Source organism: Spiroplasma chrysopicola DF-1 (genome assembly GCF_000400935.1).
Lineage (GTDB): Bacteria > Bacillota_I > Bacilli_A > Mycoplasmatales > Mycoplasmataceae > Spiroplasma > Spiroplasma chrysopicola.
In genome coordinates, this window is record NC_021280.1 from 147,413 (window position 1) to 162,436 (window position 15,024).

The 15,024-nt window shown below is 27.6% G+C and carries 15 protein-coding genes; 12 read left to right on the plus strand and 3 right to left on the minus strand.

The genetic code is table 4. The annotated features are described in order from the left end of the window. The first annotated feature begins 36 nt into the window (after positions 1 to 36). Entirely contained in the window at positions 37 to 972 is a 936-nt protein-coding gene (gene whiA / locus SCHRY_RS00645) for a DNA-binding protein WhiA (protein ID WP_016338540.1), read from the plus strand. Between the two features lie 65 nt (positions 973 to 1,037). Continuing rightward, positions 1,038 to 2,471, plus strand: coding sequence for an APC family permease (locus SCHRY_RS00650; protein ID WP_016338541.1), 1,434 nt, complete (start codon positions 1,038 to 1,040; stop codon positions 2,469 to 2,471). Here SCHRY_RS00650 and SCHRY_RS00655 read toward each other — a convergent pair whose 3' ends face one another. From SCHRY_RS00655 to SCHRY_RS05485, 3 genes are all read right to left on the minus strand, one after another. Further along, entirely contained in the window at positions 2,472 to 2,828 is a 357-nt protein-coding gene (locus SCHRY_RS00655; RefSeq protein WP_016338542.1) for a rhodanese-like domain-containing protein, read from the minus strand. Between the two features lie 193 nt (positions 2,829 to 3,021). Beyond that, a complete protein-coding gene (locus tag SCHRY_RS00660; RefSeq protein WP_236607994.1) occupies positions 3,022 to 3,786 on the minus strand; it encodes an IS3 family transposase in 765 nt (254 codons plus the stop codon). A 12-nt stretch (positions 3,787 to 3,798) separates the two neighbouring features. Then, complete coding sequence (locus SCHRY_RS05485) at positions 3,799 to 4,197, minus strand: hypothetical protein (protein WP_236607995.1); 399 nt, start codon at positions 4,195 to 4,197, stop codon at positions 3,799 to 3,801. Between the two features lie 157 nt (positions 4,198 to 4,354). Here SCHRY_RS05485 and tpiA point away from each other — a divergent pair, with 157 nt between their 5' ends. The 10 genes from tpiA to SCHRY_RS00710 all read left to right on the plus strand — a co-directional run bounded on the left by tpiA (position 4,355) and on the right by SCHRY_RS00710 (position 14,997). Further along, positions 4,355 to 5,092, plus strand: a complete 738-nt coding sequence (tpiA, locus tag SCHRY_RS00665) for a triose-phosphate isomerase (protein WP_041611847.1) — start codon at positions 4,355 to 4,357, stop codon at positions 5,090 to 5,092. Positions 5,093 to 5,252: 160 nt separating this feature from the next. Beyond that, positions 5,253 to 5,735 carry a hypothetical protein gene (locus SCHRY_RS00670; protein WP_144060280.1) on the plus strand — a complete coding sequence of 161 codons (483 nt, stop codon included), beginning with the start codon at positions 5,253 to 5,255 and terminating at the stop codon, positions 5,733 to 5,735. A gap of 168 nt (positions 5,736 to 5,903) precedes the next feature. Then, positions 5,904 to 7,436: an ABC-F family ATP-binding cassette domain-containing protein gene (locus tag SCHRY_RS00675; RefSeq protein WP_016338545.1), complete on the plus strand. Its 1,533-nt coding sequence runs from the start codon at positions 5,904 to 5,906 to the stop codon at positions 7,434 to 7,436. Positions 7,437 to 7,438: 2 nt separating this feature from the next. Further along, positions 7,439 to 7,732: a GIY-YIG nuclease family protein gene (locus SCHRY_RS00680; protein WP_016338546.1), complete on the plus strand. Its 294-nt coding sequence runs from the start codon at positions 7,439 to 7,441 to the stop codon at positions 7,730 to 7,732. A gap of 29 nt (positions 7,733 to 7,761) precedes the next feature. Next, positions 7,762 to 8,403 (plus strand): hypothetical protein, encoded by a 642-nt coding sequence (locus SCHRY_RS00685; RefSeq protein WP_016338547.1) that lies wholly within the window; start codon positions 7,762 to 7,764, stop codon positions 8,401 to 8,403. 52 nt (positions 8,404 to 8,455) lie between these two features. Further along, positions 8,456 to 8,779, plus strand: coding sequence for a hypothetical protein (locus SCHRY_RS00690; RefSeq protein ID WP_016338548.1), 324 nt, complete (start codon positions 8,456 to 8,458; stop codon positions 8,777 to 8,779). Positions 8,780 to 8,885: 106 nt separating this feature from the next. After that, on the plus strand, positions 8,886 to 11,726 hold the full coding sequence (gene uvrA, locus SCHRY_RS00695; protein ID WP_016338549.1) for an excinuclease ABC subunit UvrA: 2,841 nt from the start codon (positions 8,886 to 8,888) through the stop codon (positions 11,724 to 11,726). Positions 11,727 to 11,736: 10 nt separating this feature from the next. Further along, a complete protein-coding gene (locus SCHRY_RS00700) occupies positions 11,737 to 12,861 on the plus strand; it encodes a bifunctional folylpolyglutamate synthase/dihydrofolate synthase (protein ID WP_016338550.1) in 1,125 nt (374 codons plus the stop codon). A 4-nt stretch (positions 12,862 to 12,865) separates the two neighbouring features. Then, on the plus strand, positions 12,866 to 13,561 hold the full coding sequence (locus SCHRY_RS00705) for a folate family ECF transporter S component (RefSeq protein WP_016338551.1): 696 nt from the start codon (positions 12,866 to 12,868) through the stop codon (positions 13,559 to 13,561). Between the two features lie 200 nt (positions 13,562 to 13,761). Beyond that, positions 13,762 to 14,997: a DnaD domain protein gene (locus SCHRY_RS00710; RefSeq protein WP_016338552.1), complete on the plus strand. Its 1,236-nt coding sequence runs from the start codon at positions 13,762 to 13,764 to the stop codon at positions 14,995 to 14,997. Positions 14,998 to 15,024 lie beyond the last annotated feature (27 nt).

Below are 15,024 nucleotides of genomic sequence, written 5' to 3' on the forward strand. Positions count from 1 at the left end.
AAACTAAAAATTAACTTTTTTACATAAGGAGGAAAAATGAGTTTTGCGCTAAATGTAAAAGAAGAAATTAGTAAAAAATCCTTTGATTTAGCTAGTCAAAAATCTTTTTTATCAGGTTTTATTAAATATAATATGAATTTAAAATTAAGTAATAATTATTTTAATTTTGAAGTCAGCTCAATTAGTAATTCAATTATCCGAATGGTTTATAGCTTTTTAAAAAATCTATATCAAACAGATATTGAAGTTATTATTATTCAGTCCAATAAACTTAAAAAAACAAAAACATTTGTTTTAAAAATTAAAAAAGATGCGGTTAAAATTTTGACGGATTTAAATATTTATAATTTTGAGACTAATCAAAAAATTATTGCGCCAAATAGTGATTGATCAGAACGCGAAGTGCGTGCTTATATTGCCGGAATTTTTATTGCTTGTGGTAGTGTTAATTCACCTGAGACTAGTAATTATCATTTAGAAGTTCAATTTTTAGAAGAAGATTCAGCGCTGGCATTTAAAAAACTATTAACTAAATTTTATTTTTCTTTTCGGATTATTCAACGTAATGATAAATATGTCTGCTATATTAAAAAAGCAATTTTAGTTTCAGACTTTTTAAAATTAATTGATGCCGTTAATAATGTTTTAGAGTTTGAAAATACTCGCATTTCTCGCGACATTACCAATAGTATTAATCGCCTGAATAATATTGAGATTTCAAATCAACAAAAAGCAATTAAAGCTGCCGAAGAACAAATTAATATGATAAATTATTTAATTGAACATAATTTTTTTAGTTTACTAGGTCATAATACTCAGAAAGTTGCATTACTAAGATTAGAAAATCCTGACGCATCATTACAAGATTTATCAAATTTACTATTTGAAAAAGAAAATCTTGAGATATCAAAATCAGGAATTAACCACTTATTCCGGGAAATAAAGACAAAATATTATAATAATTTAAAATAAACTATGTTATAATAATACGCAATATGTATTACAAATTAATAAAAAAAGAATAAGGAGAAATAATAATGGGTAACCCTAAGAAGCACATTAAATTATTTGAATTTTTATCAGTTTTTTCAACTGCTGTTGGAATTACAATTGGAATTGGAATTTATCTTAAAAATGATAATGAACCAGGTCACGTTTTAGGTTTCACACAAAATCCATTTTTAGCAATTGCTTTATGAATTTTAGTGGGAATTCTAGGAATGGCAATGATTATGGTTTTTATTGAGATATCTTCGGCAAATACAAAATCAGGTCATGGAACCTTAGCCAGTTGAGCTAATTTATTTATCGGTCGTAAAGTAGCCAGTTACTATGCAATTTTTTATATTTTTTTATATTTTCCAACACTATTAACATTTTTTGCAATGTTTAGTGTTAATGCAATGTTTATAGCCCTTAATTTGCAAAATATCAGTGAGGAGACCAAAAATATTGTTACTGTTATTGTCGGCTTTATTTTTCTAATTTTAATTGCCTTATCAAACATCTTTTTCCGTAAAACAGGGAAAGCAATCCAAACAATCGGAACTTTTATTAAATTTATTCCGTTATTGGTCAGTTTATTCATTGGATTTATTCATCCAATTGATGGTAATGTTTTTGATACTTTTAAAGAAATGAAATTTGGAAATTTCTTTATGGGATTATTACCAGTGTTATTTTCATTTGATGGCTTTATTTATGGAGCTAGTTTACAAAAAGAAGTATCAAATAAAAATGTTGTCCCAAAAGCTTTATTTGCGGCAATGATTTTTATTACAATATTTTATTTATTAGAAGTTATTTCACTATTTTTAGGAACAAATGATGGAAGTGTTTTCACTTTATTTAATAATGTTCTTGGTACAGGGATTGGAAGTAAAATTTTAAATTGATTTATTGTCATTACAGCGCTGATGAGTTTGCACGCAATGACATTAGTAGCACCAGCATCAATGCAAACTAGTCGTGAAGAAAACTTAATTTACCTAGGGAAAAAAGAATTAAAAATGTGAGTGATCGGAGCAATTCAAATTATAATTACTGTGACAGTCGGGTTAATTATGATGGCGATTAGTTTACCAGTTAAACATAATTCTTTAGCAATTGTTGATACGTTCTCAAATGCAACATCTCTAACAGTCTTTACATTATATTTAATGCTAATTGTTGCTGTTTGCGTTAATCGTAAAACAGGAAAAATTGAAGTTAATAAAATTAAAGGATTATGATATTATGCTGTTTTTAGTATTGTGATTTTGAGTCTATCCTTAGCATATATTGCTTATATGTTCTTTGCTTTTAAAGAAAACTTTGAAACAATGATTAGTATTTTTATTGTTTTAGGAACTAGCTTTGGTTTATGAGGATTGAATGAATTATTATTAAAAAAAGGAATGTTACCACCCCAAAATAAAGTTATTTTTAATGGACCAGAAAAAAAATTAGCAACAATTAATGCTAATTCATAATTAATCAATAGGATTATAAGTTAAAAATTCATCAAATTCAGTTGTTTGATGAATTTTTTTTCATCCCCCATTTAAAATATAAACTTTGAAATTATGTTTACGTAATAATTTGTAAAGATCTAGATAAGAATGCCCAGCACTTGAAACAAATAAAATCTTTTTACTTTTATCAATTTTTTTATAATAAATTAGTTTAAACAAATGGTGGGGGACGCTAATACTATTAATAATATGGCTTTCTGTTCATTCTTCTTTTGGTCGAATATCAACAATTAGTCATTTATTAGAGTTGGCAATTTTTGGCAATTTTTTGACTGATTTAGTCTGGTATTTCATTTGAAAAGCTGTTAAAAACATTGTTTCACCTCTAAAAGTAATTATAACATTCTAAAAAAAATTTTAACTTTTAATCATAATAGAACATTTAAAATAGTTTTTGATGGTTAAACATTAAAAATTTTTAGTTGATTATTAAATTTATTTTATATCATATTATTACAAAATAATTTAATAAAGATAGTATTATGAATATGTCAAGAAAAATAGACAATTAAAAAGTTACTTGAAGGGATGATTTTCTGTATTGAACAGGACTCATTCCTTTTAATTTGGCTTGTGGTCTAAAATTATTGTAAAAATAGATATATTTAGGTAGATTTTCAATAATTCATTTGGCTGTTCGTTTTTTTCTTTTTATATGATATAAAAATTCAGTTTTCATAGTACCAAATCATGATTCTGTATGGGCATTATCATAAGAGTTTCCACGTCTGGACATTGAAATCGTAATTCCAAGATAATTGCATAATTTTTCATAATCAGAATTTGTATAATGAAAACCTTGATCTGATTGTAGAACTCAAGTTGATGGCTTTCCAGCTTTTACTCAAGAATTAATTATGTTTTTAAAGATAAATTCTTTTTCTAAATTATTACTGATTTGGTAGTCCAAAATTTCATTAGTATGAAAGTCTTTTACTATTGATAAAAAATAGGTTTTGTCGCTTGTTAATAAATATGTTATGTCTGTTCCTATTTTTTGATTAATATCTGTGGTTGAAAAATCTTGATTCATGATATTTTCATGTCTTTTGTTACCAGAAGATAATTTATAATTAAATTTTTTTATTCTAATAATTGATTTTAAATTCATATTTTTCATATATCTATAGACAATATGAGGTTTTAAATTTCAATTATATAGTTTATTAATAATTAGTGTTAACATATTATATCCATAAATTTTCTTAAAAGTTAGAAATAACGTTTTAACTATTTTTGCAATTGTATTATTCCATTTATTAAAAAGTTTCATTCCAGCATTAAATTATTTATAATAACCAGCTCTAGAAACATTTAAAATTTTGCATAAATATTTAATCTTGTATTTTTTCTTTAAGGACCAAATCGTTTGAAATTTCTTCTTTTTCGATTTGGGCAAGGACTTTTTTACATCTTGAATCATTTCAATATACTCAATTAATTCTTTTTTTGTCATTAATTCAAAATTAAGATTTTTTGGACGCCCTGGTCGGCGAATTCCTTTAGATTGTAGACCATTTCTTGGTTCTAACGCTTTTTCTCCACTAATTTTAACTGCCTTTTTTCAACGAGATAAAGTTGGTGTTGAAATTTCAAATTTTTTAATTGTTTTTGCTCAACCATTTTCTTTGTAATATTTTAAAATATTAAGTTTTTCGTTTTTTGTAAATCATTTTGTTCCCATAATAAAAGAATACCTTTCAATAAAATTATGACACATAAGTAACTTTTTATGTGTCTATTTTATTTTAGGTATTCATTAATGTAATCTTTTAATACTAATTAAGTTTTTGCTTTAAGATGTGTATAATAATAAGGTAAAGAAAACGGAGGATTTAATGATGCGTAAACCAATTATTATTGGAAATTGAAAAATGTTTAAAACTACTGATGAAACAGTAAGTTTCTTAAATGCTGTTGATGGAGCATGTCAACAATTAAATGCTGAAGCTGGGGTTGCTGTACCTTTTGTTAATTTAGGATTAGCAAAACAACATTCTAAAAATTTAATTATTGCAGCCCAAAACTGCCATTTTGAAGACCAAGGCGCTTTTACGGGAGAAATTTCAGTTGATATGTTACAAGATTTGGGGATCACTCATGTTGTAATCGGTCACTCAGAACGTCGTGAAATGTTCAATGAAACAGATGAAACAGTTAACAAAAAAATGTTAAAATTATTAGTAAAAGGGTTAACACCAATTTTATGTTGTGGAGAAAGTTTAGGACAATATGAAAATAATGAAACAGCAATGGTTGTTAAAACACAAATTCAAAAAGCTTTTAGAGGCGTTAATTTAGAAGATGCAAAAACAGTTGTGATTGCATATGAACCAATTTGAGCAATTGGAACAGGGAAAACTGCCACAGCGCAAATTGCCCAAGATGTTTGTGCAATTATTCGCCAAGAAATTGCTAACATTTATGATGAAGTTGTTGCTAACACAATTAGAATCCAATATGGAGGTAGTGTTAAACCAGCAAACATCAAAGAATTATTAGCACAGCCAGATATTGATGGAGCTTTAGTTGGGGGAGCTAGTTTAGATCCAATATCATTTTTAGAATTAGTAAAATAGTTACAATCAGGTAAAAATAGAATTGTTAAATTCTATTTTTATTTTTTTAAAAGTACTTGTATTTTTTTCTAAAAAGAGTAAAAAATAGGTGTCAGGTCCCATGAATGAAACTAAATTAATTTTTTTAAATACTATCAAAGTACAGAAAGAAGGATATATTATGAAAAAATTACTAGTTTATTTAAGCACAGGGCTTTTATTAACAACAACAGTTTCATCAATTGTTGTTAATAAAGCAACGGAAGTGAACCAAAATAAAATTGTTAAACAACATCAATATGAAATTAACCAATTTGCGCAAGAATTTAGTGCAAAAAGTTTTTATCAAACTGAACAACCAATTACCAAAACAAATAATAATTTAAAAGATGGTAAAAATGATTTTGAATACTATTTTGTTTATTCAAATCTATTTTTAAATCATACCACTTTAAATTATGTTCAAAATACCTTAGGAGCTGGAGTTGGGGCCGTGGGGGCAATTTTAAGTGAGTTAGGAATTCCATTTGCCGGAATTATTGCCGCAATTTTAATTGCCCAATGATACATCTGAGATATCCCCTCATATGATCAAGGCAATGGGGTTGGAATTCAATTAATTCAACCAATTCCAACTATTATTGTTGATGTTTGAGCCCAATAGGGTTGAAATTAATTATTATTTTTTTTCATTTTAATAGTAAGAATTATTTTTAATTCTTACTATTTTTTTATTGCAATAACATCTTCAATAAAATATTGGTAGTTTTTAATAAAATCGGTATAATTAATAATGGTATAAAATTATTAGCAAAATATTATTGGAGGAATAATGAGTTTAATTAGTATAGAAAATTTAAGTCACGCAAATGGAGGGAAACAATTATACAAAAATTCGGCAGTTAAAATTAATAAAGGTGAGCATATTGCGCTAGTTGGGGCAAACGGGGTTGGAAAGACAACACTGTTAAATATCATTGCTGGAAAAATTAATCCTGACCAAGGAGAAATTGAAATTCATCCAAAAGCAAAAATTGGTTATTTAGATCAGCATCAAGAAATTGATGGGAATTTAACAGTTGATCAATTTTTAAAATTAACATATCAAGATTTATTTGATATTGAAAAAAAGATTCATGATTTATATGAACAAATGAGTGTTGAATATGATGAAGATTTATTGGTGAAAGCTTTAAAGTTACAAGAATTTTTAGACCAAAATGATTTTGATATTATTGATAAAAAAATTCGTAGTTTAGTTGATGGTTTAGGAATTGATTCAGATCATTTAGATCGTAAACTGGCAACTTTATCTGGTGGTCAACGCGGTAAAATAATTTTAGCAAAACTATTGCTGTCAAAAAATGATTTTCTATTATTAGATGAGCCAACAAACTTTTTAGATATTGAGCAAGTTGAATGATTAGCCAAATTTTTACAAAGTTATGAAAATGCTTATTTATTAGTATCCCATGATATTGATTTTATTAATAAAACAGCCCGAATAATTTATGCAGTGGAAAATTTAGAAATTAATCGTTATGTGGGAGATTATAATAAATATTTAGAATTAAGTGAGTTAAAACAAGACCAGTATTCTAAAAGCCAGCAAGCGCAAACAAAGTTAATTAAAAAATTAGAAACTTATGTTGCAAAAAATGCCGCCCGAGCATCAACAGCAAAAAGTGCACAATCACGACAAAAAAAATTAGACAAAATTGAGGTTCTTGATAAACAACAAACTTTGGCTAAACCAAAATTTAGTTTTAAATATAAAAAACCTTCAAGTACAGTAATTATTAGTGCCAATAATTTAGCAATTGGTTATAGTTTCCCTTTAATTGAACCTTTAACATTTAAAATTCGGGATGGGGAAAAATGTATTGTGCGTGGATATAACGGAATTGGAAAAACAACCTTTTTAAATACAATTGCAGGGGTGATTCCACCACTCGCGGGAGAATTTGAACTAGGAAATAATGTTTCAATTGCATATTTTCATCAAATTGATAATGTCAATGATTTTACCCCAATTGAATATTTGAAAAATATTTATCCTGATATGGAAGAGGGCAAAGTTCGTAGTACAATTGCTAATTTTGGGGTTAAAAACACCTTAATGCAAAATAAAATGACCCAGTTATCCGGTGGGGAACAAACAAAAGTTCGGTTAGCTGCCTTATCATTACAATCATGTAGTCTATTAATCTTAGATGAACCAACAAATCACATTGATGTTTTAGCAAAAGAAGCATTATTAGAAGCAATTAAAGCTTTTCCAGGAACTGTTTTAATTACAACCCATGATATTAATTTCAGTACAAATTGAGCGGATCGTGTGTTAGATTTTGAAAAATTAATCTAGTAATGGCCGAAAAATTTTATTTTTATGTTTTGCATTGTGCAGATAATACATTATATGCTGGTTATACAGTTGATTTAGAAAAACGACTTTTGGCTCATAATAATGGTCAAGGAGCAAAATACACAAGAATTAAAACGCGCCAACCACTTCGGTTAATTTATTCAGAAAGTTACCCAACAAAATCATTAGCAATGCAACGTGAATATCATTTTAAGCAATTAACTCGTCCAGAGAAGGAAAAATTTTTAGTGACAAAAAATGTTTATTTTAATGATAATAAAATAAAAAAAAGATAAAATTAAAGTATCAGAATGGAGAATTAAGAATGGAAATTAGAACAGAATTAGTCCAGGAATTAAACCATCTTTATAATAAGTATTCTTCACAAAGCTTCCAAGAACATATTTTGAGTTGTCTTGAAATTCTTAAACAATATGATTTTGATGATAAACAAAATATGATTTTTGCCAGTTATGCTTTACGATTTTTATTTGTATTAAAAGCAAAGTTAGAAGAAAACATTGATTTAACAACAAACTTTGGGAATTTACTAGGGAAAGGCTATACTACGGGTCATCAACGAAAGAAGTTTAATTTTGGGGAAAAACGGAACCAAGATGAATATGAAGAAGAACTTGATTTCTATATTGAACATAATTTTTTTGATGAAGAATATGAAAGATTACAATATTTAGCAACAAAATATCGAACAAAGTTAAGTGGAGATGATTTTATTGCTAAAGTAGCTAATTCAAATTTACAAAAGACTTATTTCACCGTCTTTGAATGTTTAGATGACCAAGAATTAGCTGTTCGATTACAATTAATTGCCATTCAGTTATTAAAAATAACTGTTGCTGATAGAAAACCTTATAATTTAAAATTTGATAATTTAATAAAGTTATTAATTGTGATAGAAAAAGCCCACCAAGAGTATTTAATAAATTATAATCAAATTTTTAGGTAGATTTCGATTTTTATAGTAAAATGTATATAGTGTAATAAAGTAGGAGGGTCATATGAAACCAGAATTAAAAGAATTGCTATTACAAATTAAAGAAAAAATTAATGATGATGTAATTTTCAGAGATTTCTTAGGTGAAGTTATTAATGAAGCAAATTACAATAATTATTATGAGCAATCAGTAGCAGATGAAGAAATTGCTGAGCAGTTAGTAGAAATTTATTTTATTGAAAGTTTTAGTTCAGATGAAGAACTAGCAGAATTAAAGACAAAAATTATGAAAATTCTGTTCTTCCTAGAAGGTTGCGAAAAGCTAGTTAAAGAATACAACCATTATGTCGATACAAAGGTAAGTGAATTTTTTGTTGAACTAAACTAATTTAATCTAAGTCTAATCATTTGTATTAGACTTTTTTTTAATATAAGATAGAATTATAGATACAATAATAATAGTTAGGCAAAACTAGAAAAATGAGGAGTAAGAAATGGCAAAAGATTGAATTATTGTTAAAGGTGCGCGGGAAAATAATTTAAAAAATATTAATGTTAAAATTCCAAAAGATAAATTAGTAGTTTTTACTGGATTATCAGGAAGTGGTAAATCATCATTAGCTTTTAATACAATTTATGCCGAGGGTCGTCGTCGTTATATTGAAAGTCTTTCGAGTTATGCTCGTCAATTTTTAGGGGGCAATGAAAAACCAGATGTTGATGCAATTGAAGGATTATCCCCTGCAATTTCAATTGATCAAAAAACAACAAGTAATAATCCTCGTAGTACGGTAGGGACAGTAACAGAAATTTACGATTATTTACGGTTATTATATGCGCGAGTAGGAGTTCCTTATTGCATTAATGGTCACGGGGTTATTAAATCAGTTTCAATTAAAGAAATTATTAATAACTTAAAACAGCAATTAAACGAAGATGAAAAATTTATGATTTTATCGCCGGTAATTCGTGATAAAAAAGGTAGTTTTAAAGAACTATTTTTGAAGTTACGCCAAGAAAGTTTTATTCGGGTAAATATTAATGGTGAATTACGTAATTTAGATGAGGATATTGAATTAGATAAAAATAAACGGCAAAATATTGATATTGTCATTGACCGAATTATTTTTCATAACAATGAAGAAATTATTAGCCGGATTCATGATGCCCTTGAAATTGCCTTGAAATATGGTAATGGTTTAGTTAAAATTGCGTTTCAAGAACAGGGAAAAGATGCCTTGTTTTCAACAAATTATGCTTGTAGTATTTGTGGTTTTGTTATTCCAGAATTAGAACCACGACTATTTTCGTTTAATTCCCCAAATGGAGCATGTCCTGATTGCAAGGGGTTAGGAATTAAATTGGAAGTTGATGAAGAACTTTTAATCCCGAATCAAAACCTGAGTGTTTTACAAGGAGGGATAGTCTATTTAAAAAATATTATTAATACAACTAATATTGAATGACAGAAATTTACTGTTTTAGCTAATCATTATCATATTCCGTTGGATTTACCAATTAGTGATTTAACAAAAACGCAGTTAAATTATTTACTACGCGGAAGTGATGAAACAATAGATTATAATTTTAAAACTGCTAGTGGTAATATTATGCGTGGTTATGATTATATTGAGGGGATTGGCCAGTTAATTGAACGCCGTTATACCGAAACAACAAGTGAATCAGCACGGGAATATTATAAGCAGTTTATGTCAGACCGAAAATGTACAACTTGTCATGGCCAACGGTTAAATGAAATTCCTTTAGCAGTTAAGGTTAATGATTTAAGTATTTCTGATTTTACGAATTTATCTGTGGAAGAAGAATTATCACAAGTATTAAATTTACGCTTAACAGAATATCAACAAGAAATTGCTAAGCTAATTGTCAATGAATTAGTTAATCGTCTTGATTTTTTATCGCGGGTTGGTTTAGGATATTTAACTTTGTCACGTAGTGCCGCTACTTTATCAGGGGGTGAAGCGCAACGGATTCGTCTTGCTACGCAAATTGGTAGTCAGTTAACAGGAGTTTTATATGTTTTAGATGAGCCATCAATTGGGTTACATCAACGTGATAATGATAAATTAATTGAAACATTAAAAAGTTTACGAGATTTAGGTAATACTTTAATTGTTGTTGAACATGATGAAGATACAATTCGGGCAAGTGATTATATTATTGATATTGGTCCTCGAGCAGGAATTAATGGTGGAGAAGTTGTTGCTTATGGGCAATTAGAAGATATTATGAAAAATCCTAATTCAATTACTGGAAAATATTTAACGGGAGAGTTGGAGATTGCCATACCAAAAACCCACCGTGGAGGTAATGGTTTAACATTAGAAGTTAAAGGTGCGCGGGAAAATAATTTAAAAAATATTAATGTAACAATTCCATTAAATAAATTGGTTTGCTTAACTGGTGTATCAGGAAGTGGAAAATCAACTTTAATGCATGAAATAATCTGAAAAGGAATTAAGAAGAACTTAGGATTAGCAACAGAACGACCAGGAGCATATGATAAAATAGTTGGAATTGATAACATCGATAAAGTTATTAATATTTCCCAAGATCCAATTGGTAAAACACCGCGTAGTAATCCGGCGACATATACTTCGGTCTTTGACGATATTCGTGATTTATTTGCTGGAACAAATGAAGCAAAGGCACGTGGTTATTTGAAAGGTCGTTTCTCATTTAATGTTCCAGGGGGAAGATGTGAAAACTGCCAAGGGGATGGAATTATTAAAATTTCAATGCACTTCTTACCAACAGTTTTTGTTAATTGTGAAGTTTGTGATGGGAAACGTTATAATGATGAAACATTAATGGTTAAATTTAAAGAAAAAAATATTTATGATGTTTTGGAAATGACCGTTGATCAAGCGGCGTTATTTTTTGAAAAACAACCAAAAATTTATCAAAAATTATTAACAATGCAAGAAGTTGGGCTAGGTTATATTAAATTAGGTCAATCAGCAACTGAATTATCAGGGGGTGAAGCCCAACGGGTAAAATTATCAACTTTTTTATTAAAACGAACAACAGGAAAAACATTATTCTTACTAGATGAGCCAACAACAGGATTACACGTTGATGATGTAAAACGCTTATTAGTCGTGTTAAATCGGATTGTTGATAATGGGGATAGTGTTTTAGTTATTGAACATAATCTAGATGTTATTAAGGTAGCAGATTATATTATTGATTTAGGACCAGAAGGTGGTAACGGCGGGGGAACTGTTGTTGCAACTGGAACGCCAGAGCAAATTGTTAAAAAGAGTGATATTAGTTTTACTGGTCAGTATTTAAAACTAATTTTAAACAAATAAAGGAAAAATAATGGACGTTAAGAAAAAAATATTTAAAAGTAATTTATTTAGCAAAAGTTATAATTTAAAAAAATTATTAGCAGAAAAATATAATAACGAGCAAAATAAAATTAAGGTAATTAATGTGATTGGAACAAATGGAAAGGGATCTGTTTCTAACTATTTGCAAAAACAATTAATGAATAGTTTTACTAAAGTTGGGCTATTAACTTCGCCAGCTTTTTTAAAACATAATGAACGGATTAAAATTAATAATGATTTTATTTCTGATCGTAATTTAAAGAAGTTATGAAAAGTAGTTCAAGCCGAAGCAAAAGCATATCAGTTGACTTTTTTTGAAATCTGAGTGTTAATGGCAATTCGTTACTTTATTATGGAAAAAGTAGAAGTAGCTGTAATTGAGGCTGGAATTGGGGGAGAATTAGATGCAACTAATGTCTTTGCTAATCAATGAGGGGTATTATTAACTTCAGTTAGTTTAGATCATACAGAAATTTTAGGACCAACTGTTGAAGAAATTACATTATCAAAAATTAAAATTTGACGGGGAGAATGCCCAGTTTATATTAGTAATAGTTGTCAAAAATACCTGCCAACAATTCAAGAAGTTATCCCAAGTGATAAAATTATTGTGGCAACAAAATATGAGTACGCCATTAATTATTTTCAAGGATTTAATGTTGGGTTAGTTATTGCCTTTTTAAAAAATAATAACTTACCAATTAATTATGATCTTTTTAAAACGCCACCATTACTAGGGCGCTTTACAATTCTAAGTAAAAGTCCTTATTTTATTATTGATGGTGCACATAACATTGAGGGGATTGAAGCATGTATTCAGGCTTTTGAAGAACTTGAGCATCTTGATAAAGAAAATACCGTTGTTTTATATGCCGCTTCAAAAAAGAAAGACTTTCATGGAACTTTAGCAATTTTAAAAGAACATTTTGGTTCAAAATTATATATTACTAATTTTAAAAACCCCTTGGCTTGAGAAATAGATGATGTCGTTTTTAATAATAAGGTTAAAAAATGACAACAATTTTTAAAACAGAATAAGAATAAAAATATTTTGGTTTGTGGATCATTATATTTTATTCCATTAGTTTATAAATTTTATCTAGAAAGGATGTAAAAAGATGTTATATTTATTAACAAATATTGGTGCATGATTAGGAATTGCGCTCTTAATGGGTCTAGCTGTTTGGATGGATTATAAAAATATTAAGAAAATTAGTATTCTGGCAATTACACTAACGAGTTTTTTAGTTGCCCTGTCAGTTTTACTAACTAATTTAATTAGTTATAGTCTGCCATTTTTTGGTTTTGGAGGAATTCGGTTAGCATTAGGGAATTTTCTAATCTTTGTTGTTGGAATGCTATTTGGTCCTTTTTTAGGAGTTTTAAGTGGGATTGCAACTGATTTACTAGGAAGCATGATTAATATTGCTGGAAGCTATCATGGTGGGTTTACATTAAACTTAGTATTATATGGTTTTATTGGTAGTTTGGCTTTTTTATTCCAAGCAAAAAAACTATGGTATTTAAATGCGATTATTTTCTATATTTTAACATTTATGGTAATTTCTTTTGGTCTAAATACGTTATGACTATATTCTATTGGTTGAAATAGTGTCGTTGTTGGAAGTGCTTTTATTGTTAAATTAATTAAGTTTCCAATTGAAATGTTAATCTATATTCCTTTAGCATTAGGAACTTTTAGTTTACTTTATAAATTAATTATGGCAAAAAATAATATGTTATTATGGTGTACAAAGCATGGGGAGCTTTATTTTAAACAAACAGGCGAAAAAGAATACCCGATAGTAAATTAAAAAAAGTTGTTTATATGTGGAAAACTATTAAAATTCTTACTATTAATGGCAAAAAATAAAATTATTTTGTGGATAACTGAAAGAATAATCTGATTTATTCTTTTTTTATTTACTCTAGAGTTGTTTACTTGTAATATTAGGAAGATTGGGGACAGTCGTAGTAAAAATAGCAAAAAATTTATTTGGGGAGAATTAAAGCAATGGAGCAGGAAGTAAGATATTTAGTTAAATATGATTATAATTTAAGTAATGATGATCGTTTAATATTATTATATTTATATCAACCGATTATTGGCCACAAGGCTTTATCTTTGTATTTGCTATTTTCAGCTAACGGCATCAAATTAGAGTTTAATACAAAATATGAAATTGAGGATTTTTTAGTAATTTTACAGTTAAGTGAACAAGAGTTAGAAATAGCGAAAGAAACATTATCAACAATTGGCTTGTTAAAAATTAGTAGACGAAGTAAGGAAAAAAGTATTATTTTAAAACCGCAATTACCAATTTCAGCATCAGCTTTTTTTGAAAATGCTGTTTTATCTGATTTTTTAATTAATAAAATTGGTGATGATAAATTTAAACGGTTAAAAAATAAATTTTTAACCGTTCCATCAACCGCAAATACTATTAAAAGTAATTTAAATGTTACCTTAGATTTTCTTTATATTGATAAATATTTATTAGGAAAAAATGCTAATAATAAACTTTATTTGCCTTATCGTGACAAAATTATTCAATTAGCAAATTATTATGGTATTTTAACAAAAGATATTGCTAACTATATTTATAAAAGTATTGAAGTGCAGTTAAACCAACGAATTTTTAATTATGATAAATTTACTAATTTATTATCAGATGCTTACCAAAAAATTGTTTTAAAAAAACATTTAGAAGGAGAACAACTAAACTTAGTTGTGACAACGGATAATATTATTGCCCCATCTAATATGATGGAAGTTAAAATTAGTGAAATGACATCAATTGATCCAATTGAGTACGTAACCCTATTGCGTGATAATGTTAAACCAACCCCATTAGAAATTGATTTAATTCGTGATTTAATTATTCAATATCACTTACAACCAGGGGTTGTTAATTGCTTAATTGAATATGTTTGATTTAAAAACAATTGTCGGATCGAACGAAAATATTGTGAAAAAATTGCTAATACTTTTAATCAATTACAAATTAGTAATGTGGAAAGTGCGATGCATCATTTACGTAACGCTTATAATAAAACACAAAAAGGTCGGGTAAAACAAGCAGTAATTAAAGAAAGTGCTAATGCCAATTATTATAAAAAAGTTGGTAAAGAAAAAGTAAAATTAACAGTTCAAGATTTTGAACAATTATATCAAAATAGTGATAATAATAATAAAATTGATAATAAAGTTGATTTAAAAACTTTAATTAATGAATTAGAAAGTTTATAAATGAGAGGAAGAATTAAAATAGAGTTT